Consider the following 23,381-nt stretch of genomic DNA (forward strand, 5'->3'; position numbering starts at 1 on the left):
AGGCTTTCCGGGTGCCGTACGCTGGGGCTGAAAAGTACCTTGCTGGGGTAGTTATGGCAGATGGTGGGGTACTTGGGCTCTTGGCGCGTTACAAACGCGCCGCGGCGGGAGTTCGCGTTACAAACGCGAACCAGCTCCCAAAGTACCCCAGGGCGAGCAGCGATACTCTTTACATAGCCGCTAGGAAACGCAAACTAAAAAAACCAATTTTGGGTTTAAAACTAGATGGGGGTTTTCTTACATCCAACCCTCCTATTTCCCATTGGTCCGTGTATGATGAATCAACCCGAACTTCGCACCCAAAGCGTTTCGTTTGAAGAACTTAGTCCCCAGCAATACATCCTTATCAAGGGCGCGCGCGTTCATAACCTCAAAAATATCGACCTGGCCATTCCGCGCAACCGGCTCGTGGTGATCACGGGCCTTTCGGGCTCGGGCAAGTCGTCGCTGGCGTTTGATACCCTGTTTGCCGAAGGCCAGCGGATGTACGTCGAGAGCCTTAGCAGCTACGCGCGGCAGTTTCTGGGCCGCATGGAAAAGCCCGAGGTGGAGTACATCAAAGGGATATCGCCGGCCATTGCCATTGAGCAAAAAGTAAACACCCGCAACCCGCGCTCCACGGTAGGTACCACCACGGAAATTTACGACTACCTGAAGCTGCTTTTTGCCCGCGTGGGGGTCACGTACTCGCCGGTGTCGGGCCAGGCCGTGCGTAAAGATTCCGTAGCCGACGTGGTGGATTACATGCTGAGCCACGACGAAGGTACCCGCGTGATGGTGCTGGCCCCGCTGCTGGTGCGGTCGGGCCGGAAGGTGGAAGAAGAATTGAATATTCTGCTGTCCAAAGGCTACAACCGCATCGTGCTGGGCGGGGAGTCGGTCTTTATTGAAGAGGTACTTGAAAACCCCGCCAACTACCCCTTGGCTACGGGCGAGGCGTTTATCCTGATTGACCGGGCCGCCGTACACCACGACGACGAAGATACCCAGTACCGCCTCTCGGACTCGGTGCAGACGGCTTTTTTTGAAGGAGAAGGTACCGCCACCGTGGAGGTAGCGGGGGAGGCCCGCCGCCGCGAGTTTTCGGACCGCTTCGAGCTGGACGGCATCAAGTTTGAGGAGCCGAGCGTCAATTTATTCAGCTTCAATAACCCCTACGGGGCCTGCAAGCGTTGCGAAGGGTTTGGCCGCATCCTGGGCATTGATCCCGACCTGGTGGTACCCGACAAGAGCCTGTCGGTGTTTGAAGGGGCCGTAGCCCCCTGGCGTACCGAGAAGATGAGCGAGTGGCTGAAGCCTTTGCTCAAAAACGGCATCCGGTTCGACTTCCCGATTCACCGCCCCTACAAAGATTTGTCCGAAGAACAACAGCAACTTCTCTGGACGGGCAATCAGTACTTTCGGGGGCTTCACGATTTCTTCGAAGAACTCGAAAGCCAGACTCACAAGATCCAGTACCGGGTGATGCTCTCGCGCTACCGCGGGCGCACGACCTGCCCCGACTGCCGGGGCTCGCGGCTGCGCAAGGACGCCGCCTACGTGAAGATAGGCGGGGCTTCCATTACGGACCTGGTGCTGCTGCCCATTAGTAAGGTACTTGCCTTCTTTGAAAACCTTGAACTCAACGAGCACGAGCAACAGGTAGCGCGCCGCCTCCTGACCGAGATCCGCAACCGGCTGGAGTACATGACGCGCGTGGGGCTGGGGTACCTTACCCTCAACCGCCTCACCAACACGCTCTCGGGCGGGGAGTTTCAACGCATCAAGCTCGCTACCTCGCTGGGAAGTGCACTGGTGGGCTCCATGTACATCCTGGACGAGCCGAGCATTGGCCTGCACCCGCGCGACACCCGGCGGCTGGTGGGGGTACTTGAATCCCTGCGCGACATGGGCAACACCGTCATTGTGGTGGAGCACGAAGAAGAAGTGATGCACGCCGCCGACCAGATCATCGACATCGGGCCGGAGGCAGGTACCGGCGGTGGCAACGTGGTGTTTCAGGGTACTTGGGAAGAAATAAATACTCATGGCCTGGAACGCGCGCCCTCGGAGCTGAAATCCTACACGCTGGATTTTCTATTGGAACGCGAAAGCATTCCTGTGCCGAAGTACCGGCGCAAGGCCACGCACTTTGTGGAAGTAAAAGGCGCGCGCGAAAACAACCTCAAAGACCTGGACGTACGCTTCCCGCTGGGGGTACTTACGGTGGTAACGGGCGTGAGCGGCTCGGGCAAATCGACGCTGGTGCGGAAGCTGCTCTACCCGGCGCTGATGCGCGCCAAGGGGGAATACAGCGAGGACATAGGCAAGCTCAACGAACTGGCCGGTGACCTGGCCCGCATCGAATCCGTGGAGCTGGTGGACCAGAATCCCATCGGGAAGTCGTCGCGCTCCAACCCGGTGACCTACATCAAAGCCTACGACTACATCCGGCAAATGATGGCCGAAGTACCCCTAGCCAAGGCGCGGGGCTACAAGCCTTCGCACTTTTCGTTCAACGTAGACGGCGGGCGCTGCGAAATATGCCAGGGCGAAGGGCAGGTGAAGATCGAAATGCAGTTTATGGCCGACATCTACCTCACCTGCGAGGGCTGCGGCGGCAAGCGCTTCAAGCAGGAGATCCTGGATATTCAGCACGGCGGCAAGGACATCGCCGATATTCTGGACCTGACCGTCGACGATGCCATTGCGTTTTTTCAACAAACCGAACCCAAGCTGGCCGAGAAACTCCTGCCCTTGCAGGAAGTAGGGCTGGGGTACGTCGGGCTGGGGCAGTCGTCCAACACGCTGTCGGGCGGGGAGGCGCAGCGGGTGAAGCTAGCGTCGTTTTTGGGCAAGGGCAATAACGCCAAAGGCCGCACGCTCTTCATCTTCGACGAACCTACCACGGGGCTGCATTTTCACGACATCAAAAAATTACTGAAAGCCATCAACGCCCTCGTAGACCAGGGCGACACCGTGCTCATCATCGAGCATAACGTGGAGGTGATCAAATGCGCCGACTGGATCATCGACCTGGGTCCCGACGGCGGCGAAGGCGGCGGGTACCTGACCTTCGCCGGCACGCCCGAAGACATGGCCAAGCTGGACGACAACTACACGGCCGAGTTTTTGAAGCAAAAATTGAAGTAAAGTACCCTTGGTGCCTAGAGGTACTTTCCAAACTACCTAAAAAAAGTCGCTGGTTCTGTCAGCGACTTTTTTCATTTTGGTAAGGTACCTACTTAGGTACTTTATTAATTATTTAGTCGCTGGCTTAAGCGCCGTGTACCTGAGCTGCGGGACGGAGGTACCTGGGGCGGCCTTCAAAAGTACCTTGGTTAGGTCTTTATTGGGGAAAAAGAGGCTGGTCATCACCGTGAGGCCGTTGTCGGCAAAGAGCTCTACGGAAGAAGCATCCACCACCAGCGTCAGCGAAACCTGTGTACTTTGTGCTAAGCGCGGAGCCGTGCTTCGCTTGCCAAAGCCTTTTTCAAAGTCCACTTTTCCGGCCTTACTGCGGTCGATGTAGTACGCATGGGCCGTACGGTCGTAGCCGATCTCCACTTCCTCGCCCTGCTCGTTGGCGAGTACTACCGCGAAGTCCCCGGTACTTGGCGTAGTCAGCTCCAGCCGGAAAACACCCGTAGGATTTTTGATTTTCTCGGTCAGGTTGTAGGTACCAGGTACTTTTATTTTTTTCAAAAGGGTACTTTCGCCCTCAAGTACCTTCAGTTCCTGGGCCGGTTGGGAGGTTAAGTACAGGGTTTTGTTCACCTCCTGCAAGCCCAGCTCGCGCGGGATGGTCATGGCGCTGCGCCAGGGGTGGGTAGGTACTTTCTCGGCGTACTGCCAGTTGCTCATCCACCCCATCAGCAAGGTGCGGTCGCCGGTGTTGGCAAAGGTCACACCCGCGTAGTTGTCCGGCCCGTAGTCCATCCACTGGATGTCTTTGGTGTACGCTTTGAAATCTTTTCCGTCGAAGTCGCCCAGAAAGTACTGCGTGGCCGAGCCCTGGTTGGGGCCGCCGGGGTTGATACTCACCAGCAGCACCCACACGTCCTTACCTTGGTGGCGCAGCGGAAACAGGTCCGGGCACTCCCACACGCCGCCGTGCGCACCCACATCGCGGCCAAACTCACTCTCGCGGGTCCAGTCTTTGAGGTTGGGCGACGAATAAAACGTAATGCGGTCTTGCGTAGCGAGCGTCATGATCCACTTCTGCTGCGGCTCGTACCAGCGTACCTTGGGGTCGCGGAAGTCGCGGATGCCGGGGTTGGGTAGTACGGGGTTACCGGGGTACTTGGTCCAGGTTTTGCCCGCGTCGAGGCTATAAGCCAGGCTTTGGTACTCCACATCATTGCGCTTGGCTTTTTCCAAAACCGGATTATGGTGGGTAAAAATGGCCACCAGCGGTGTTTGGCCAGGCTGCCCGAAGCCGCTGGTATTTTTCACATCTACCACCGCGCTTCCCGAAAAAATGTACCCCAGGCTATCCGGAAAAAGCGCGATGGGTTGCTCTTGCCAGCGTACCATATCCGGGCTGGTGGCGTGGCCCCAGTGCATGGGTCCCCAGGTGGTGCCGTCGGGGTAGTACTGAAAAAACAAATGGTAGGTACCCTGGTAGTACAGCATCCCGTTGGGGTCGTTCATCCAGTGGGCGCGGGGCGTGAAGTGAACCTGCGGCCGGTGCGGCTCGGAGCCCACGGCCTGAGCCAGAAGGGTACCTGGTAGGGTACCTGCCAGCCAGCAAAGAATCAGGAAAGGTACTTTTTTCATAACGTGGTTTAGTTAAGGGTACTTTTAAGGCACAAGCCGCTTTTTCTCCATTTGTTCCAGGCTGGTGCCCTTGGTTTCGGGCATGAAGCGCCACACAAAGAAGAGCTGCAGGACCATCATGAGGGTGAAAAACAGGAAGGTGTGCCCTCCACCCAGTACCTGGGCAAAGTACGGAAACGTGAAGGCGATGACAGAAGCCATGAACCAATGCGTGAAACTACCCAGTGCCTGCCCTTTGGCCCGGATGGCGTTGGGGAAAATTTCCGAAATAAATACCCAAATGACCGCCCCCTGCGAAAAGGCAAAGAAAGCAATGTAGATAAACAGCAGCACCGGCACGGTGTAGCCGCCGAAGTCTTCGGTGTAGAAGGCCCGCGCCACGAGCGCCAGGGTAGCTATGAGCCCCACCGACCCGATGAGCATGAGCGTGCGGCGACCGAAGCGGTCGATGAAGTTCAGAGCCAACAGCGTGAAGCAGAAGTTGACCAGCCCAATACCCGCCGAAGACAGCAGCGAGGAACTGGTACCCAGGCCCGTCATTTCGAAAATGCGCGGCGCGTAGTAAATGATGGCGTTGATGCCCGAAACCTGATTGAAAATAGCGAAGAAGATCGCCAGCAGCACCGGCACGCGGTTTTGTTTGGCCCACAAAGACTCGCTATCGTCGCCGACCGGTACCTGTGATTGCTGAATGGCCAGGACGTCGTCGTCGGCCGAAACAGGGTTGATGATGCGTAGCGTTTGTCGGGCCCGCTCCACGTCGCCCCGCCGGGTGATGAGCCAGCGCGGACTTTCAGGTACCCTGAAAAGCAGCAGCAGGAAGAGCAGCGACGGCACTGCCTCCACGCCCAGCATCCAGCGCCAGGGTACGTCGCCGTAGCCATCCAGGAGGTAGTTGGAGAGGTAGGCGATCAGGATGCCAAACACGACGTTGAACTGAAACAGCGCCACCAGCCGCCCGCGCGACTGCGGCGGGGAGATTTCGGAGATATAAAGCGGAGCCGCCACCGACGACGCCCCTACGCCCAGGCCACCCAGGAACCGCAGCAGCAAAAAAAGCTCCCAGCCGGGAGCGAGCGCCGAGCCCAGGGCCGAAACCAGGTACAGGATGGCAATCCAGATCAGCGTTTTCCGGCGGCCGAGCCGGTCGGAGGGAATGCCGCCAAACAACGCGCCGAAGACCGTCCCGATCAAGGCAATGGAAACGGTGAGGCCGTGCTCAAATACGGTAAGGCCCCACACTTCCTGAATGGCTTTTTCCGCTCCTGAAATAACGGCCGTGTCGAAGCCAAATAAAAAGCCACCCAGGGCAATCACAACGGACCAGGCTAGTACTTTGCGGTGTATCATTAGCTGTTTTTTAGAATCCTTATTTTTGAAAGTACCTAACTACTCTGTTACAATTTATCTTTAAAAAATGAAATATAAAGCCGGAGGTGGTAAATTATCAAAAAAAGGGAGCAGTCTGGTACCAAACTTGCGCAAAAGGGGGGTAGTTTGGCAGAAGGGGGGTACTTTTTGTAAGTATTGTGAGTAAAGAAGGGCTTCCGGCGGCTTCTTTCTAGACCAAAAACTAGTACTTATGTAGTGGGGGCTCGTACTACCAAGGTACTTGGAGGTACTGCGTGGCTCGGGTACCGTCTCATTTTTTAATTAACAACCTCAAGCATCGTTTTACGTACTTATGAAACTATTTCGCACGCAACACGGCATACTCTTAGAAAAAGAAGATCAGTTTTATCGCCTGCAGGAAACCAACTGGGACGTGGTGGTGAACCGCGACGACCTCTATGACTGGCTCGTGAGCCGTACCGAGCACCTGCCCCTGCTGCCCTTTACGGATGCCTCGCCCATGCCCGAAATCCTGGCCCCCATCGGTACTCAGGAGCTGTGGGCGTCGGGTGTTACCTACACCCGCAGCCGCGAAGCCCGCATGGAGGAGTCGGAGAAGGCGGGTGGGGGTAGTTTCTACGACCGCGTGTACGACGCCGAGCGTCCCGAGCTGTTTTTTAAAGCCAACGCCTGGCGCGTAGTAGGCGACCACGGAGCCGTGCGCATCCGGAAAGATTCGGGTTGGGACGTACCCGAGCCCGAACTGACGCTTTTTGCCACGTCGTCGGGCAAGATCGTGGGCTACTCCATCGGGAACGACATGAGCTCGCGCAGCATCGAAGGCGAAAACCCGCTGTACCTGCCACAGGCTAAGTCGTACGAGGGAAGCGCCGCGCTGGGCCCCTGCCTGTACGTGCCTCAGGAGCCGCTACCGCTCGATACCCAGATCGGGATCGCCATTGTGCGGGCGGGCGAGGAGGTATTTAGCGGCGAAGTACAGCTCGCCCAAATGAAGCGCCGCCCCGACGAGCTGATCGGTTTTCTGTTTCGGGAGCTATCATTTCCGCAAGGAGCCTACCTCATGACGGGCACGGGCATCATTCCGCCGTCGGAGTTTACCCTGCAAAGCGGCGACAAAATCCATATCACCATCGAGCCCATAGGTACCTTGACGAACGTCGTGGCGTAGGGATTGGGCAAAGGGTACTTTTATAGCAGAGGGCGAAGGGCCTTGGGCTTAGGGTACTTTGTTAAAAGTACCTGCCAAGCTCCCTTTCTCCGCCGGAGAAAGGGCCGGGGATAGAGGCAAACAGAGGCCACGAGGTACTTTGGCCTTTGGTTAGAAAGTGCTATGTACGAAGGCGTAAAATTTGAATAGCTCAATTGGATTCCAACAAGAAGGCCCGCTGTGTTTGCAGCGGGCCTTGTCGTTAATACAGAAAGATACTTCAACAAAGTACCTACTTGAAATGCCAGCGCACGAAGGCCTCCATGGCTTCGTATTCGGCCAGGCCGAGGGCGTCGTAGAGCTTGGCGGTACCCTGGTTGCGCTCTTCGGCGCGCTGCCAAAACTCGCGCGAATCTTCGCCCTGAAACACCACGCCGTCTTTTTGCGACTGGTGCTTGAAGATCCCCATCCGCTTTTTAAGTACCTGGTCGGGGCTCATGGGCACGGCCATCTGGATTTCGTGGATGTCCCACTCGGCCCAGGCCCCGCGGTAGAGCCACACCCAGCACTGGTCCATGTAGGCTTCGTTTTTGAGGCGATCCAGGGCGTTTTCGATGGCATCCCAGCATACTTTGTGGGTACCGTGCGGATCGGCGAAGTCGCCAGCGGCGTAGATCTGGTGCGGCTGCACCTTCGCGATCAGGTCGGCCACGATCCGGATGTCTTCTTCGCCCACGGGCTTCTTCTGTACTGTGCCGGTTTCGTAGAAGGGCAGATCCAGAAAATGCACCTGATCCATAGGTACCCCTACGAAGCGGCAGGTCGCCTTGGCCTCGCCCCGGCGGATGAGCCCCTTCACGTGCCGTACCTCGGGCGTATCTATTTCACTGTCATTCTTGTGTTTCAGGAATTCCTTCGCTTCCCGGAAGATTTTCGTGACGTGGTCGTTGCGGGTCTGGAAGTGCTGGTTGAAGTCTACCACGAAATCAATGAAGCGCAGGGCTTCGTCGTCGGCGACGGCAATGTTGCCGGAGGTTTGGTAGGCTACGTGCACGTCGTGGCCCTGATCCACCAGCCGCTGGAAAGTACCTCCCATCGAAATGATGTCGTCGTCGGGGTGAGGGCTGAAGATAATCACCCGCTTTTGGGCCGGTTGGGCGCGTTCGGGGCGGTTTGAGTCGTCGGCGTTGGGTTTGCCGCCGGGCCAGCCCGTAATGGTATGTTGGAGTTGGTTAAAAACGTCGATGTTGATTTCGTAGCCCGCTCCGTACTTCGCCAGGAGGTCACTCATCCCGTTGTCGTTGTAGTCTTTATCCGTCAGCTTCAGAATCGGTTTCTTGAGCGTTAGCGAGAGGTGCGTCACGGCCTTTTTGATCATGCCGTTGTCCCACGTGACGGAGTCCACGGCCCAGGGTGTTTTGACGCGCGTCAGCTCCGAAGCCGCCCGCTCATCCAGCACGAAGGTAACGTTGGGGTGCGCCTGTAGGTACGAAGCCGGGTTGTGCTCGGTCACGGGGCCTTCCACCGCGCCCCGGATCACCGGGGCCTTGCGCTCGCCCCAGGCCAGCAGCACAATGCGCCGGGCGTTCAGGATGGGCGCTACGCCGAGCGTGATGGCCTTGCGGGGTACTTGCGCCAGTCCGCCAAATTCCATGGCCGTGGCCGCCCGCGTAGAGTGATCCAGCGTAATGAGCCGCGTGCGGGCGTTGATGAGCGTACCGGGTTCGTTAAAACCCACGTGTCCGTTGCCACCAATACCCAGGAGTTGAAAGTCTAGGCCACCCGCCTCTTGGATTTTGCGTTCGTACTCCCGGCAAAACTCCTGGATCTGCTCCACCGAGATGGTGCCGTCCGGCAGGAAGTAGTTTTCGGGCCGAATATCCACGTGGTCGAAGAGCTGCTCCTTCATGAAGCGGTGGTAGCTATGGATGGAGTCGGGCTCCATGGGGTAGTATTCGTCCAGGTTGAACGAAATCACATTCTGAAAGCTCAGTCCCTCCTCCCGGTGCATCCGGATCAGCTTGGCGTACACGGTTTTGGGCGAGGAGCCCGTAGCCAGTCCCAGCACGCAGGGTTTTCCTTCGGCTTGTTTCTGACGAATCAGGGCCGCAATTTCCTGCGCCACCGCTTCGGACGCATCCTTGGCGTCGGCGTAGATGTGCGTCGGGATTTTCTCGTAGGTGATCGGCCCACCAATGCTGCCGCCGCCGGAAGCGTTGAGATGGGCCTTGTCAGCCGCCTGCATGAGGATGGTTTCAGGATTGAGCGAATGTAGTTCCATAGGGCTTTCTTAAACTAGAAAAGGTAGTCAAAGGTAGTGATTCACGGAGGCAAAAAAGGCTAGTTCGTACCTTTTATATACCTATTACACTTATTTGAGCCGCAAAGGTACTATGCAGAGCCCTCTTATTAAATTATTTTAATAATTATCTTTCCCTCTATTTTGGGGCGGTGGGAAGCCTGGCGCTCAGTGCTATCCCCTCACAGAAAGATTTGTAAGGGTTGTTTCGTTCGTACTGCTGAAAGCCGTACTTTTGTCCTTTCATTGGTCATTCATCCGTATTCTATAAGTACCTATTCTTATGTCAACGCTCACCACCGTCGCCCGCGATACGCAGGTATTTGACTTGATTAACCAGGAATTGCACCGGCAGGAGTCGGGCATTGAACTCATTGCCTCCGAAAACTTCACCTCTAAGCAGGTCATGGAAGCAGCCGGAAGCGTCCTGACCAACAAGTACGCCGAGGGCTTGCCCGGCAAGCGCTACTACGGTGGTTGCGAGGTCGTTGACGAAATCGAGCAGCTGGCCATCGACCGCATCAAGGAGCTTTTCGGGGCTACCTGGGCCAACGTGCAGCCCCACTCGGGTGCGCAGGCCAACACGGCCGTTTTCCTGGCCTGCCTCAATCCCGGCGACAAGATCATGGGCTTCAACCTGGCGCACGGTGGCCACCTTACGCACGGCTCGCCCGTCAATATTTCTGGGAAGTACTTCCAGCCCATTTTCTACGGCGTGGAGCCTGAGTCGGGCCTGATCGACTGGGACAAAGTGGAAGAAACCGCCCTGCGTGAGCGCCCCAAGCTGCTCATCTGCGGGGCCTCGGCCTACAGCCGCGACTGGGACTACGTGCGCCTGCGCGCCATCGCCGACCAGATCGGGGCGCTGCTCATGGCGGATATTTCGCATCCCGCCGGGCTCATTGCTAAGGGGCTGCTCAACGACCCGCTCGAGCATTGCCACATCGTTACTACCACCACGCACAAAACCCTGCGCGGCCCGCGCGGCGGACTCATCATGCTGCGCAACGACTTTGAGAATCCGTTTGGCATCAAAACCCAGAAGGGCCAGCTGCGTACCATGTCGTCCCTGCTGGACTCCGGCGTATTCCCCGGTACGCAGGGTGGGCCGCTGGAGCACATCATCGCGGCCAAGGCCATTGCCTTTGGTGAGGCGCTGAGCGAAGAGTACTACAACTACGCCGTGCAGGTGAAGAAAAACGCCCAGGCCATGGCCAAGGCGTTCGTGGAAAAAGGCTACAAGATCATCTCCGACGGAACCGACAACCACCTCATGCTCATCGACCTGCGTTCCAAAGACCTAACCGGTAAGCTGGCCGAAAATACCCTCATCAAGGCCGACATCACCATCAATAAGAACATGGTACCTTTTGACGACAAATCGCCGATGGTAACCTCCGGTATGCGCGTAGGTACCGCCGCCATGACCACCCGCGGCCTGCTCGAAACCGACATGGAGCGCATCGTGGAGCTGATCGACACCGTGCTCATGCACCACGACAACGACGCTAAGCTCGCCACCGTGAAGCAGGAAGTAAACGACTGGATGAAGCAACACCCGCTGTATAGCTAGGGGGTACTTTTGAAAGGTACCTTGGGGTACTTTGGATTTCTCCCAAAGAACAATCTATAAACGTCCCAAAAGCCTGTCCACCTCACGGCGGACAGGCTTTTGTTTTTGGCTGCCGTAATAGGTACTTTTCGTGATGATCTGCTTATTTCTAGATAAATCAAGAAAAGAAACTTCCTATGGCCGTAAGAAAAGCGTTACGATCAAGCGTAAAATCAGGTAGCAAAAGGTACCTGGCAGGTATCCTTGCGGTAGGCTTTTTGGGTAGTTGCCAAAACCAGCCTGCTGAAGTACCCCAAAGCGGAGAATCTTCCCGCTATGTTATGGTCGAGGTGACCGAAGACAATAACACGCCCACGGTAGATATTGAGCACTATGCGCTGGTTGTACCCAAGGGGATGGATCGGAAGCAAGATGCCAGCGCCATTATGCAAGTGAAGCGAAAATGGCCTCTGGCTATGCAATCGAAAAACCCCGCGGATTTTGACTCGATTTTAGCCAAAAACTTTACGTTTGCGGGGGATGGCCAACTATACAATCGGGATGAGTACATCCAAGACCGTACGGCTCCGTCCGAATGGATCATTACGCACGTAAAATACGATAACCTGACCTTGCATTTTTTTGGTGATATGGCCCTGCTAAGCTACCAAAACCGCGTAACCAACGAAAACTTACTGACCAAAGCCGTGGAGATCGAGCGGATCAGCTGGGGCGATATGTACGTCAAGGAAGATGGTACTTGGAAACTGAGCACCGCCCACGTAATTGATTACCAGATTGAAGACGATGGTTCTGTCATTGTTGGAAACAACAATGATTAGCTTCTAGCTGTTTCAAAATCTTACAATACTTTATGTCGTCAAAGAATATATTGGGTGTTTAGAATCCAGCATATTTTGAAAGTTTTGCAATATCGAAAATTAACTTTTCAAATGATTCCTGGTCCCAAAATCTAGGGTGCATATATCCGTGAGCAACGCTATGTCGATTGTCACCAATATTGGTAGGCTCAGATTGAATGAAATAGGATTTTATTTCTGGTAAAATCGCAACATATTTAGGTTTGCTATCTTTATTTTCCTCAATTGCTAAATCAATCAATTTAGTGCCAACCCTTCGAAATTTTTTTAACGTTCCGTCCGTATTAATTAATTCTCTACCATATTCACTTGTTGTCGATCTGATCAACTCTTCCAAATACGAATATGCAAAAGGTGTTAATACAGAATAGGAATTTGGGAAAGTTAGATATACTTTTCTAAGTACTTCCCAATCTGGCCCCCAATTCCACATATGAGTGTAGTTGTAAATTTCGTCAAATGCTTCATTTAGTTTTATTGAATTATTCATGCTTATTTAAAAGTTAACTTTGGCCTTCCATCTGCTTAACTGTAACGTGGAGCCAATCGACGTTGTACTCATGAACCACGACAACGACGCCAAGCTTGCCACAGTGAAGCAGGAAGTAAACGACTGGATGAAGCAACACCCGCTGTATAGCTAAGGGGTACTTTTGAAAGGTATCTTAGGGTACTTTAAAAGAATAGCTCAGAACGCCTGTTTACCGTAAGGTAGGCAGGCGTTTTTCATAAACAGCTCTTTATAAAGGAAATGCACGAGTAGTTCCAGGTACAGCCCTGCTTATGTATTCTTGATGCCCCCCTTGCTGGAAAGTGGGGTACAATGCTCAATACATCAGCTCTTTGAGCAGAAAAAGGTTGATATAGCTAGCTTTATAATTTTGACTTTCTCTACATCGAGCTCGTACAAGACTATGTTTTGCTTAAGCATCACCGGCAATATTCAGAACTTCAATTCTTTCAGTTGTTAGATTTAAAACTATGTAAATATTACAATTCCCTCCGTCGCTCATCTCGATTTGGTAGTATTGATAACTTTCATTTGTAAGAAAAGATTTGCAATAGCACTGGATAAAAATTAAGTGTTGCTTATTTTTATTTTCTACTGACTCAACTTGTTTAATATAATCGGAAAAATCTCTCAGTATTTTGTTTTTCTCGAATGTTTGTTTTAGAATAGTTTCAATTTTTGTTAATTCGCTAGTTGTTAAATCATAGCTTTTGTAATCCTGTTCATTTGATTGTGGCTCAGAGTTTTTATTTAATGTAAATACCGCATAATCTTGAAAGTTACGGAAGTCTATATTATTTTTTACAGTTAGAGCCGTTTCTTTAATTTTCATTCTATCCGGTCGATTACTATCAATAAATTCAATAAATCCGTTCTTTAATACAGCTATTTCTGCATTATTGTGTTTAAGCTTGAAAGGTAAGAATTTAATTGTGTCGTTATTGATTCGAGTTTTCCCCTTAAAAGATTCGATTTTATCGTAATTTGGCTCAACAATAGTTTCTGTAAAATTAAAGGTGCTGTCTTTGAATATTGTAAGTGTTCTATCGGTTTTGCCTATGCTAGAAAAGTGTTGTGATGCAGTCAGCAAGATTTCTTGTCCTGGACTTTTATTTGATTTATTTTCAAGTTTAGTGCAACTCAAGCCAATTATTAAAAGTATAAATAGTAATATTTCTAGAACAATTTTCATAAGATGTTGAATAGCAAGTGATTCCAGTATTGTATACTCTATGTGGCCTGCTGTTAAGAAAATGCTATAACTGATAAACCAAAAAGCAAAATGATGAAGTCAATTATGTTTAAAGGTAGCAGCTTAATCATGTGCTTGGCTCTATGCTGGTATATCTATATTAAACTTCAAAGATCGGTTTTTACACGAACAGAATCACGACTAATTTTTTATGCCATTATTGCTTCTTTATTAATGATCACTATTTTGTATATTTTAGAAAAGAGAAAAAAGCAAAGTGTAAATAGATAATTTGCCGATAAGCCTAGGTTTAATAAAGTGTTAGAAATAAGTAAAGTGCTTGAGAGTATAATTATACTACTGAGAGTTATTTGCTTGATCTCCGCTAGCGTATAAATCTCCGAGAAGGCCTCATCCGGCAGCCATCCGCTCCGTCGACCCCGAGCGCGTAGCCATGTATTGGCAGATAGGAAAGGTCATTTTTGAAGAGCAGCAGCAGGGGGAAGACCGCGCCGCTTACGGTACCTACCTCATGCAGCGGCTTGCCGAGCAGTTGCAGCCGCAGTTTGGTACGGGCTTCTCCAGGCGCCACCTGCACTGGTACGTGCAATTTTATCGCACCTTCCCGATTGTGAACGCACTGCGTTCACAATTCAATTGAATGAACTACTTCATTTGGATACTTAGCAGGGTTTTTTATAAAAAAGAGTAACCCTGAAAGGGTGCCATGCTTATAGAAATAATAGGAATTCAAGACTGACAGAACCCCGAATGGGGTGACACCATGCACTACTGCCACCCCATTCGGGGTTTCAAGCGAGGTATTCTTGAATACATCTAACAGTAGCCTCCTGTCGGGTGAAGTTCATCTTTTTATTTTAAGTTCGGCTGCTCTATTTACCCAACCTAAGATTCCTTGCATATCTTTTAGTTCAAGTTGCCAGAGATATTTTTTTGCTAGTTCCCACGCTCCTTTGGTAAAATTAGCTGTTGTTGCCAAACAAACCTTTGACGGTTTTTGATCTTGATGATGAAACAAGAGTCGCTGTACGGGCTCAATTCCTACATTATGAGAATATCTTTTTGCTTGAAGTAAATATTTGTGAATGCCAAATTCAGAATCTTGTTTTAATGCAATAATATCAATCCCTCCATCTTTAGTTGCTTGAGTTAATTCGATTTGATAATTAAAGGTTTTTAAGATGTCTGCCAATAATTCTTCAAAAAGCCTCCAATCCATAGTCTTCAATAAATCGGGGTTTGAGATTATTAGCTTATAAGTTGAAAGGTCTATTAAATCTATACTTTGAATTATTGAAGGTTGAGGATTTTCAATAATTTGCTTCTTTTCAACTTTTGAAGGTCTAATAATACTAAAGCTTGAATAACCTCTCCAACCTAAAATTAAATTTTCTAGGGTTTTAAAAAGTGAGGCGGCATTTAATAATTCCAATTCTGCAGCCTTAATGGTTTTCCTAATTTCGTAGTGTTGTTTAATAATGTCCTCATCCATTAAATTGGAGTTGTCATCTATAATTATCTCGGATTTTTCAAAAGAGTTATATGCAGCCATTAAATTTACAAGAATATCCTTTGAGGAAGTTACTATTGACTCACATAGAGAAGTTTTATCTATGTGAAGTTTTTTATAAGGCCAAAAGTACAATTCTTGAACTAAGCTTTCTTTAAATAAGCATGGGAAGTCTTCTGTTTGAAAGACTGGGAAAGGAAATTTTTCTATAAAATTATTAAACTCATCTGAATCTAAAATTTTATCTGCATAATATTCTAAAAAATAAATCCAGTCATATGAATATGGATTTGAAACAAAAGATTTGTATGAGCTAAATACATTCATTGATTAGTCGCAGTCGTTTAGTGACGCTTTAGGAGGTAAATGACATTTATCAAAAGTGTATGCGTTATTTATTCAAATATACCATTTGCTCCGGTAAAAGCTTAAAGTATAGGTGATTTTATCTCTTAGAAAAAAGGATTTTTTTATGCAATAGCAAATGTCTAGCCTAGTTTCCGAATAGACGATATGCCCACTACCCCCACTTTCTTTGTAAAAACAACACAGTCCTTCTCAGCTACCAGGTATTTTCTCAAAGTACCCCTTGCTCTAAAATTTAGCCCGCCCCAAATGCCTGGAGGCGTTCTGAGCGCGCTGATAATCGTAAGGAGAAATCGAATGAAACTACCCCTTTACTTTTCCCACCAAAGTTTGGTGTTGATGTTGTCGGGGCCCTGGCGCTGGACGAAGGCCTCGACGGAGGCTTTGAATAGCGTGTACTCCGAGGTAGGGTAGATAAAGTGCACCGGGATGCGGATGTTGTTCAGGTTGCTGACGCCCGGCTGGAGGGCAGGGTACCCGTGCACCGCCATGACCACCCACGGCCTGCTCGAAATCGACATGGAGCGCATCGTGGAGCTGATCGACACCGTGCTCATGCACCACGACAACGACGCCAAGCTCGCCACCGTGAAGCAGAAAGTAAACAACTGGATGAAGCAACACCTGCTGTATAGCTAATAATGCTTTTGAAGATAGTATTCACTTTGATATCGTTTTTTTTTTTAAAGACCAAGCTATTTTACAAATACGCTGAATTTTATGAACTATTTTTCTAAGATGTATGATACTCATATTGCGCACAACGGAAAAGTATTGGCGAAGGCGGGCAAGCTTGATGTTCTGTTCCACATGTAAATGGCCGCCCGCTTTTGCCAATACGCTGTTATCGGCAGGCGTTTGTTTTTAAGGGACTACGTCCGAACACAGCGTATTGACAAAAATATGAAACCTTTAATGTGTTTTATATAATTCGACCTTTCGATTGTCTGGATCCAGGACGATAGCCATCAAACCAAAATCTGTGTCTGTCGGATCCATTATAAAAGTCCTATTATCCTCTTTAAAGTTGGCGATGATTTCGTCGAAATTGTCTAATCCAAGTCCAATTCGAAAATGACTGTCAACGTATTCCTGGCCTTTAGCAAGTGGATAAATTTCCAATACCGTTTCTCCTATAATTCCAGAATAATGAAACGGCGACTTGCCATGTTTATGATATTCTAGTGACAAGCCCAGACCCTGATAAAATTTGGCTAGTCGTTCTAAGTTATTAGTCCTGATTACGATTAATTTTAAAATCATTCTTCAAAGATATTTTTCACTATGTGGCGCGCGAGCTTGCCGATAACATTTGTATATACGTAATAAACGTACCCAGTGTCGTTTATTCCCGTTATAGCCGAACCATTTGCAAGCGTTTACAAACGACTACAATTGATTCCGGTCCTATTGTAACTTTTAGTTAGTAAAAGCCAGCCACAAAAGTACCTATACCCTAGGTTCCAAATATACCCTTTACCCCGCTAAAAGCTTAGCCCTCAGGTATTTTATTTCCCGCAGGTAAAGGAAAATTTTATCCAAAGGCGAATGACCCGCTTAGCCTCCGCTGGGCGTAGTCGGAAACTACCCTCAGGTATCCGTCCTTCCAGCTGCCAGGTACTTTCCCAAAGTACCCCCTTCCCCTAAAACTCAGCCCGCCCCAAACGCCTGGAAGCGTTTGGAGCGGGCTGATTCATTGTAAGGAATGTCCAGTAGAAATTATCTCCTTACTTTTCCCACCACACTTTGGTATTGATGTTGTCGGGACCCTGGCGCTGGATGGCGGCCTCGACGGAGGCCTTGTTGAGCGAGTACTCCGAGGTGGGGTAGATGAAGCGCACCGGGATGCGGTTGTTGTTCAGGTTGCTGACGCCCGGCTGGAGGGCCGGGTAGCCCGTCCGCCGCCAGTCGAACCAGGCCTCCAGGCCGCTAAAAAACAGCGCGATCCACTTTTGGGTACCTATTTGCTCCAGGGCTTTGGCCGGGTCGTAGGCAAGGGCGGGCTGGGTGAGGTAGTTGGAGGGTAGCGTGAGGCCGTAGTAGTCGAAGGACGCCTTGACGCCCTTTTCGTAGTAGGCTTTGGCGTCGCCGGTGATCAGGCCTTTTTGGGCGGCTTCGGCCAGGATAAACTGCAGCTCGGCGTAAGACATGAACATGCCCTGGGCGATACCCAGCTCGCGGTCGGAGGGGGTACCGAATCCGTCGATGTAGTAGGCCGTGCCGATGCGGGAGAGGTTCTGAGCCCCGCCGTTGTACACCAGCGCCGACACGTCGTCGAGGCCATTGGGGATACCCGCGTAGGTAGGATTACCGGCCGCTGCCGAGGCCACGGTAGGGCGCGCAAAAACCGTGATGCGGGGGTCGTTGTAGGCTTTCAGGCGGTCTTCCATGGTTTTGCTGAGCCTAAACTCGTCGATGGACCCCACGCGGTAGGTGTAAGTCGGGAACTGGTTGGGTACGGTGGGCAGGTACTTCAGCGCGGCCTGGTCGGCGTTGCTTTCAAAGATCGGGTTGGCCGTCGGGTTGCTCAGGATAGCCTGCATGGCGGCCTTGACGTCCTTTTTCTTCGAGATACGCATCAGGTACCTTAGTCGGAGCGAGTTGGCCATTTTTTTCCAGCGCAGCGCGTTGCCGTTGAACAGGATGTCGCCCTGGATGGCTTCGTTGGACGGGCTCAGCAGGCCGTTGGCCGTTTCGAGGTCGGCGAGCAGCTTGTTGTAGATCTCCTCCTGGGTGTCGTACTTGGGTGAAGTGACGCCTGTCTTGCCCAGGATGGCCTCGCTGTACGGGAGGTCGCCGTAGCAGTCGGTAGCCAGGGCTATGTACCACGACTTCATTACCAGCGCGATGCCCTGGTAGTTGCGCTGCACGGGCACGGAGTTGCTGGCGATGGTGTACATGTTTTCGAGCTCCCGCAGGTTGCCGTAGGTCGTGTTCCAGATCCCGTTGATGTTGCCCCAGAGGTAGCGGTCTTCGTTCACAAACTGGATCTTGGCCGTGTGCTGAATCACGATGTTGCCAATGCTCCAGCCGGTACCTACCAGCTCGTTGGCTCCCGAGCGGATGATGTTGGGCAGCAGCAGGTTGGGCGTGACGGCGTTGGGTACGTTGGGGTTGGTGTTGATTTGTTCAAAATCTTTGTCACAACCCGTGGCAAGGCCCAGCATCACGACCAGGCTGAATAAGGTATAGAAACGACGATTTTTCATAAGATAATCGGGTTTTTCAAATTAAAGATTAAACGACAGGTTGACACCGTAGGAACGGGTAGACGGAATGGCCACCGACTCCGACCCCGGAATGATGGTACCGCCACTCATCGACGACGACTCGGGGTCGATGTGGGGTACTTTGGTCCAGAGGAAGAGGTTGCGTCCCACCAGCGAGAGGTTGATGTTGCGCACCGGCGACTTCGGCCCCAGTACCTTGTTGGGTACGGTGTAGCCCATCCGGATCTCGCGCAGCTTCGTAAAGGTGGCGTCGAACATGGCTCCTTCGATCACGCTGCGGCCCAGCGTAAAGGCCGAGTGCCACTCCCGGGCCGAGATGCGGCGGGTGTTTTCGGCAAACTGCCCGTCGCTGGTCTTGACTACCCCCGGCACCACGTAGTAGGTACCGGCGGGGGCGTTGAGGAAGGTAGGGTCGCTGGGGTTGTTGTAGTATCCATTTTCGCGGCCTTCCAGCGTTTCGATGAGCTGCCCGCCTTCGCGGCCTACCACGTAGGTATGCGAGTAGATCTTGCCGCCCTGGCGGTGGTCAAAAAGGAAATTGAGATTGAAGCCCTTGTACGAAACCGAGCTGCTGATGCCCGCCAGCCAGTCGGGGTTGTAGTTGCCGAGCTTCTGGGGAGTAGGGTCACGCTCGGGGCGGCCGTTGCCGGATACCACGACCTGGCCCACGTAGCGGCCGGTAGGGTCGTAGTAGGGACTGGTCGGATCGGCGCTTACGCGCTGGTAGATGTTGCCGTACATGTCGCCCATGCGCTCTCCCACGCGCGCCTCTACCGAGACGTAGCGGCTGGCCAGCTGGTAGGTACTGATGCCGTCGGTAAGCTCAAGTACCTTGCTGCGGTTGGACGAGAAATTCACGTTGACGTCCCAGCGCAGGCCCAGGTCGTCGCGGCGGATGGGCGTCAGGTTCAGCATCACTTCCACGCCGTTGTTGAAGATCGAGCCCGCGTTGGTCACAATGCTGGAGTAGCCCGTGGTATTGGTGAGCGGCAGGAAGATGATCTGGTTGCGGCTGTTGCTGCGGTAGTAGGTCACGTCCAGGCCCAGGCGGTTTTGGAAGAAGCGCAGGTCGAGCCCAAACTCCTGCGAGGTACTGATCTCGGGCTTCAGACTGAAGTTCGGAATGCGCGTCGACTCGCCGAAGGTGGGCGTAGTACCCCAGGGCGTAAGCGGTGAAAAAGGCTGCGAGAACTGGTACGGGTCGGTGTCGTTACCTACCTGCGCCCAGCCCGCCCGCAGCTTCAGGAACGAGATGGCGCTGGGTAGTTTGATGATGTCGCTGATGACCGCGCTGAGCGAAGCCGAAGGGTAGAAGTAGGAGTTGTCGGCGGAGCCTACCACGCCATTGGGCAGCGTGAGGGTACTTGACCAGTCGTTGCGGCCCGTCACTTCCAGGCTCAGGTAGTTGCGGTAGGTGAGCTGAGCCGACCCAAAGATACTATTGACGCGCCGCTCGGATTTGTTTTGGGAGTACTCCACCGGTACCCGGCTGTTGTTGAGGCTGTATACGCCCGGTACCGTAAGCTGCGGGGCAAACACGTCGATGTAGTCATACTTGTTGCTGCGCTGGTTGCCGCCCAGGGTGGCGTTCAAAGAAAAATCCGGGTTGATGGTTTTGTCGGCCAGCAGGAGCAGGTCGGTGTTACGCTCCAGGGTGTTGACGTTTTCGCGCCGGAACGAGCCGAAGGGAAAGCGCTGGGTACTGAAGGCCCGCTGACGCTCCCGGATTTCGCTCTGGAAGTCCATCTGGCTGCGCGCCTGTACCTTCAGCCAGTCGGTGAGCTGGTACGACAGCGTGATGTTCCCGATGATCCGGTCCATGTCCTGGGCATTGGTGTTTTCGTAGACGTTGAAGTAGGGGTTGTCGTGGTAGTTGTAGTTATAATTGAATTGCTGAATTCCCTCCAGCCCCGGCTGCCAGTAGTTGCGCAGCGACGCCATGTCGATCTGCCGACCAAACCAGCAGTTGAACAGGTACATGATGTTCTCGGTACCGTAGCTGAGGCTGGGGCGGTTGCCGCTGGTATTTTTGATGTAGCTCACGTTGGAGCGTACGTTGAGGCGCTCGGTGAGGTTGTAGCCCGCGTTGAGGTTGAAGCTGTTGCGCTGCAGGTCGGTGTTGGGTACGATGCCCGTCTGGTTCAGGTTGGTGTACGAGAGGCGGAAGTCGCCCTTGTCGTTGTTGCCGGTCACGGCTACGTTGTTGGAGAGCGTCCGGCCTACTTCGAAGAAATCCCGGATGTTGTTGGGATAAGCATTAAAAGGCGTCGGCGTGATGGTACCCGCTCCCCCCGCTACGCGGGTGTCGCCGCCCCGGAAGCCATTGCTCGTAGGCGAGTCAAACTGCGCGATCAGGCGACCATCCAGGAGCGGCCCCCAGTTTTCGTCCACGCCGTCGCGCAGGCCACCGCCCGAGCCGTTCACGAAGGCAAACTCCCCGTTGAGGCCCTGACCGTACCTGTTCTGGTAGTCGGGCAGGCGAAGTACCTGATCGAAGGTGGTGTTGGAATTCACGCTCACGCCAATGCCCTTGGCGTTTTTGCCACTTTTGGTCGTGATCACGATCACGCCGTTGGCCGCGCGCGAGCCGTACAGGGCCGAGGCGCTGGGGCCTTTCAGTACCGTCATGGTCTCGATGTCGTCGGGGTTCACGAAGCCCGCGCCGTTGCCGTAGTCGGCCTCCTGGTTGTTGCGGCCCGAGGCCCCTACCACGTTGTTGTTGATGGGCATCCCGTCGATCACGAAGAGCGGCTGGTTGGCGTTGATGTTCAGCGAGCGCTCGCCCCGTATGGTCACCCGCGCCGAGCCGCCAATGCCCGACGGACTATTCACGACCGTCACCCCGGCTATTTTTCCGGCCAGTTGGCTCACCAGGTTGGTTTCGCGCGCGGTGGTGAGGTTGGCGTTGTCGATCTTCTGGGTAACGTACCCTAGTGTACGTTCCTGCTTGGCAATTCCCAGGGCCGTCACCACTATTTCGGAGAGCTGCGTGGTGCTGGGCGCTAGTAGTACGTCCAGGGTACTTTGATTCTCGATGGCTATCTCTTGGGGTTCAAAGCCAATAAACGAGAAAGACAACACCGGATTGGCGCGGCTGGTGGTGATTGAAAAACGGCCGTCGCCGTCGGTGGTGGTACCTACGGTGGTACCTTTTACGACTACCGTAACGCCGGGCAGCGCCTCGCCGTTGCCTTGCGATTTGACGCTCCCGCTGATGGTCGACTGAGCCAGCGTTAGCTGCGTGCTGAGCAGGCAGCCCAGAAGCCAGATCACTGCCCGCCCGTCTGGAGGTAGCGCCCTGAAACAGAATGAATAGAGATTTCTCATCATAGCAGAAAGGGATTAAATTTGAAGAAAATGAAATGAAAAGCGGCAAAAACGTAGTAAGTACCTGGTATCAAATCAAGCTACAAAATTCAGGGTCTGCTGCGCCAAAAGGCGTTACGAAAGTGTGAACCTTCTATTATATTTAGTGTGGGGGGCGTCCGAGTGGCGTAACAATTCGTACATACCTGCTGAGAACTTATACTTGGTAGCAGCCTTTTCGGGCTATTTCTCGGCATGTATCGGTTTTTTGAGTAATTTCGGCGTCTGTTGAGATAGCGATAGGAATCTAAGCAATTTTTAGTAAAAAGAAATCATCCTTTATTGAATAAATATGTCCCTGGATCAGGATTTTGAGAAAGAGTCGGAAGAAGAAGGTCAGGAGATGACCTTTTTGCAACACCTCGAAGAACTACGCTGGCACGTGATACGGGCGGTTGGGTCCATTTTAGTATTTGCCATTATCGCTTACATCTACGTCAAAGATATCTACCGGCTGGTCATCATTGCCCCCGGTGATCCCAGCTTCTGGACCTACCGGATGATGTGTAAGCTCGGGGATGCCGTAGGTGCCGAAGGCTTGTGTATCAAAGCGCTTAACTTCAAGATTCAGGTATTTGGGGTAGGAGAGCAGTTCACAATGGGGCTCACCACGGCCATCATCACGGGGCTGATCTTTGCCTTCCCGTACGCTTTCTGGGAAATATGGCGCTTTGTGAAGCCCGGCCTGCGGCCTTCGGAGCGGCGCGCGGCGCGGGGCGCAGTCTTCTACGTCACGTTCCTGTTTTTTTCGGGCGTGTTTTTCGGGTACTATATCGTGACGCCCCTGGCGCTCAACTTCCTGGCCAACTACCAGCTCGACGAATCCATCATCAATGAGTTTAGCCTAGCGTCGTATATTTCGCTGGTGGCTACGCTCACGCTGGCCTGCGGCATTGCCTTCCAGCTCCCCATCGTGGTTTTTGTGCTGTCGAGAGTAGGCATTCTTACGCCGAGCTTCATGCGCGAGTACCGCCGCCACTCCTGGATCGTGATCCTGATCGTGGCCGCCATCATCACGCCCTCGCCGGATATTTACAGCCAGATCCTGGTGGCGCTGCCGCTGATGTTCCTCTACGAGGTAAGTATCGTCGTGTCGGGGCGGGTCGAGAAGGCCAAGCTGGCCGAAGAAAAAGCCCTGCGAGACAGCGGGAATAGCTTTAGCTAGGCGTCACGGGGCTAAGGTACCTTGATAAAA

Annotated in this window: 17 protein-coding genes; 7 read left to right on the top strand and 10 right to left on the bottom strand. The window is 52.6% G+C overall.

Annotated features, from left to right (window positions below; genetic code table 11):
- Nucleotides 1-273 precede the first annotated feature (273 nt).
- Entirely contained in the window at nucleotides 274-3,132 is a 2,859-nt protein-coding gene (gene uvrA / locus HNQ92_RS02980) for an excinuclease ABC subunit UvrA (RefSeq protein ID WP_425504273.1), read from the top strand.
- 108 nt (nucleotides 3,133-3,240) lie between these two features.
- Here uvrA and HNQ92_RS02985 read toward each other — a convergent pair whose 3' ends face one another.
- Nucleotides 3,241-4,758, bottom strand: coding sequence for a glycoside hydrolase family 32 protein (locus HNQ92_RS02985; RefSeq protein ID WP_184170690.1), 1,518 nt, complete (start codon nucleotides 4,756-4,758; stop codon nucleotides 3,241-3,243).
- Nucleotides 4,759-4,782: 24 nt separating this feature from the next.
- Nucleotides 4,783-6,108 carry a sugar porter family MFS transporter gene (locus HNQ92_RS02990; protein WP_184170693.1) on the bottom strand — a complete coding sequence of 442 codons (1,326 nt, stop codon included), beginning with the start codon at nucleotides 6,106-6,108 and terminating at the stop codon, nucleotides 4,783-4,785.
- 334 nt (nucleotides 6,109-6,442) lie between these two features.
- On the opposite strand from HNQ92_RS02990, the gene HNQ92_RS02995 reads away from it, so the two are divergent.
- Complete coding sequence (locus HNQ92_RS02995; RefSeq protein WP_184170696.1) at nucleotides 6,443-7,279, top strand: fumarylacetoacetate hydrolase family protein; 837 nt, start codon at nucleotides 6,443-6,445, stop codon at nucleotides 7,277-7,279.
- Nucleotides 7,280-7,550: 271 nt separating this feature from the next.
- Here HNQ92_RS02995 and nagB read toward each other — a convergent pair whose 3' ends face one another.
- Nucleotides 7,551-9,503, bottom strand: a complete 1,953-nt coding sequence (gene nagB / locus HNQ92_RS03000; RefSeq protein ID WP_246439659.1) for a glucosamine-6-phosphate deaminase — start codon at nucleotides 9,501-9,503, stop codon at nucleotides 7,551-7,553.
- A 337-nt stretch (nucleotides 9,504-9,840) separates the two neighbouring features.
- On the opposite strand from nagB, the gene HNQ92_RS03005 reads away from it, so the two are divergent.
- A complete protein-coding gene (locus HNQ92_RS03005; protein ID WP_184170702.1) occupies nucleotides 9,841-11,130 on the top strand; it encodes a serine hydroxymethyltransferase in 1,290 nt (429 codons plus the stop codon).
- 176 nt (nucleotides 11,131-11,306) lie between these two features.
- Entirely contained in the window at nucleotides 11,307-11,951 is a 645-nt protein-coding gene (locus HNQ92_RS03010) for a nuclear transport factor 2 family protein (protein WP_184170705.1), read from the top strand.
- A 58-nt stretch (nucleotides 11,952-12,009) separates the two neighbouring features.
- On the opposite strand, the gene HNQ92_RS03015 is transcribed toward HNQ92_RS03010, so the two are convergent.
- Nucleotides 12,010-12,480, bottom strand: coding sequence for a hypothetical protein (locus tag HNQ92_RS03015; protein WP_184170707.1), 471 nt, complete (start codon nucleotides 12,478-12,480; stop codon nucleotides 12,010-12,012).
- Nucleotides 12,481-12,913: 433 nt separating this feature from the next.
- On the bottom strand, nucleotides 12,914-13,693 hold the full coding sequence (locus HNQ92_RS03020) for a hypothetical protein (RefSeq protein ID WP_184170710.1): 780 nt from the start codon (nucleotides 13,691-13,693) through the stop codon (nucleotides 12,914-12,916).
- A 424-nt stretch (nucleotides 13,694-14,117) separates the two neighbouring features.
- Between HNQ92_RS03020 and HNQ92_RS03025 the strand changes: the two genes are divergently transcribed.
- Nucleotides 14,118-14,354, top strand: a complete 237-nt coding sequence (locus tag HNQ92_RS03025) for a DUF1016 N-terminal domain-containing protein (RefSeq protein WP_343062963.1) — start codon at nucleotides 14,118-14,120, stop codon at nucleotides 14,352-14,354.
- 204 nt (nucleotides 14,355-14,558) lie between these two features.
- On the opposite strand, the gene HNQ92_RS03030 is transcribed toward HNQ92_RS03025, so the two are convergent.
- Together HNQ92_RS03030 and HNQ92_RS03035 are read right to left on the bottom strand one after the other, a co-directional pair.
- Entirely contained in the window at nucleotides 14,559-15,551 is a 993-nt protein-coding gene (locus tag HNQ92_RS03030; RefSeq protein WP_184170716.1) for a restriction endonuclease, read from the bottom strand.
- A 350-nt stretch (nucleotides 15,552-15,901) separates the two neighbouring features.
- Complete coding sequence (locus HNQ92_RS03035; protein ID WP_184170719.1) at nucleotides 15,902-16,081, bottom strand: SusD/RagB family nutrient-binding outer membrane lipoprotein; 180 nt, start codon at nucleotides 16,079-16,081, stop codon at nucleotides 15,902-15,904.
- Here HNQ92_RS03035 and HNQ92_RS03040 point away from each other — a divergent pair.
- The gene (locus tag HNQ92_RS03040; protein ID WP_184170722.1) at nucleotides 16,080-16,229 is read left to right on the top strand and encodes a hypothetical protein; all 150 of its coding nucleotides are present in this window, start codon (nucleotides 16,080-16,082) and stop codon (nucleotides 16,227-16,229) included. The two genes, HNQ92_RS03035 and HNQ92_RS03040, sit on opposite strands and share 2 nt — an antisense overlap.
- A 273-nt stretch (nucleotides 16,230-16,502) precedes the next feature.
- On the opposite strand, the gene HNQ92_RS03045 is transcribed toward HNQ92_RS03040, so the two are convergent.
- From HNQ92_RS03045 to HNQ92_RS03055, 3 genes are all read right to left on the bottom strand, one after another.
- Entirely contained in the window at nucleotides 16,503-16,853 is a 351-nt protein-coding gene (locus tag HNQ92_RS03045) for a VOC family protein (RefSeq protein WP_184170725.1), read from the bottom strand.
- Between the two features lie 464 nt (nucleotides 16,854-17,317).
- Nucleotides 17,318-18,799 (bottom strand): SusD/RagB family nutrient-binding outer membrane lipoprotein, encoded by a 1,482-nt coding sequence (locus HNQ92_RS03050; RefSeq protein ID WP_184170728.1) that lies wholly within the window; start codon nucleotides 18,797-18,799, stop codon nucleotides 17,318-17,320.
- Between the two features lie 21 nt (nucleotides 18,800-18,820).
- Nucleotides 18,821-22,150: a SusC/RagA family TonB-linked outer membrane protein gene (locus HNQ92_RS03055; RefSeq protein WP_184170731.1), complete on the bottom strand. Its 3,330-nt coding sequence runs from the start codon at nucleotides 22,148-22,150 to the stop codon at nucleotides 18,821-18,823.
- Nucleotides 22,151-22,478: 328 nt separating this feature from the next.
- Between HNQ92_RS03055 and tatC the strand changes: the two genes are divergently transcribed.
- Entirely contained in the window at nucleotides 22,479-23,351 is an 873-nt protein-coding gene (gene tatC, locus HNQ92_RS03060) for a twin-arginine translocase subunit TatC (protein WP_184170734.1), read from the top strand.
- The last annotated feature ends 30 nt before the right edge of the window (nucleotides 23,352-23,381 follow it).

The sequence above is a fragment of the Rhabdobacter roseus genome (assembly GCF_014202275.1).
In the GTDB taxonomy this organism is placed as follows: domain Bacteria; phylum Bacteroidota; class Bacteroidia; order Cytophagales; family Spirosomataceae; genus Rhabdobacter; species Rhabdobacter roseus.

Coding starts and splice junctions, on each gene's coding strand:
- HNQ92_RS02995 (WP_184170696.1), top strand. CDS start 6,443: ATGAAACTATTTCGCACGCAACACGGCATACTCTTAGAAAAAGAAGAT.
- uvrA (WP_425504273.1), top strand. CDS start 274: ATGATGAATCAACCCGAACTTCGCACCCAAAGCGTTTCGTTTGAAGAA.
- HNQ92_RS03030 (WP_184170716.1), bottom strand. CDS start 15,551: ATGAATGTATTTAGCTCATACAAATCTTTTGTTTCAAATCCATATTCA.
- HNQ92_RS03055 (WP_184170731.1), bottom strand. CDS start 22,150: ATGATGAGAAATCTCTATTCATTCTGTTTCAGGGCGCTACCTCCAGAC.
- HNQ92_RS03020 (WP_184170710.1), bottom strand. CDS start 13,693: ATGAAAATTGTTCTAGAAATATTACTATTTATACTTTTAATAATTGGC.
- HNQ92_RS03050 (WP_184170728.1), bottom strand. CDS start 18,799: ATGAAAAATCGTCGTTTCTATACCTTATTCAGCCTGGTCGTGATGCTG.
- nagB (WP_246439659.1), bottom strand. CDS start 9,503: ATGCAGGCGGCTGACAAGGCCCATCTCAACGCTTCCGGCGGCGGCAGC.
- HNQ92_RS03010 (WP_184170705.1), top strand. CDS start 11,307: ATGGCCGTAAGAAAAGCGTTACGATCAAGCGTAAAATCAGGTAGCAAA.
- HNQ92_RS03035 (WP_184170719.1), bottom strand. CDS start 16,081: ATGGCGGTGCACGGGTACCCTGCCCTCCAGCCGGGCGTCAGCAACCTG.
- HNQ92_RS03040 (WP_184170722.1), top strand. CDS start 16,080: ATGACCACCCACGGCCTGCTCGAAATCGACATGGAGCGCATCGTGGAG.
- HNQ92_RS02990 (WP_184170693.1), bottom strand. CDS start 6,108: ATGATACACCGCAAAGTACTAGCCTGGTCCGTTGTGATTGCCCTGGGT.
- HNQ92_RS03005 (WP_184170702.1), top strand. CDS start 9,841: ATGTCAACGCTCACCACCGTCGCCCGCGATACGCAGGTATTTGACTTG.
- HNQ92_RS03015 (WP_184170707.1), bottom strand. CDS start 12,480: ATGAATAATTCAATAAAACTAAATGAAGCATTTGACGAAATTTACAAC.
- HNQ92_RS03045 (WP_184170725.1), bottom strand. CDS start 16,853: ATGATTTTAAAATTAATCGTAATCAGGACTAATAACTTAGAACGACTA.
- HNQ92_RS02985 (WP_184170690.1), bottom strand. CDS start 4,758: ATGAAAAAAGTACCTTTCCTGATTCTTTGCTGGCTGGCAGGTACCCTA.
- tatC (WP_184170734.1), top strand. CDS start 22,479: ATGTCCCTGGATCAGGATTTTGAGAAAGAGTCGGAAGAAGAAGGTCAG.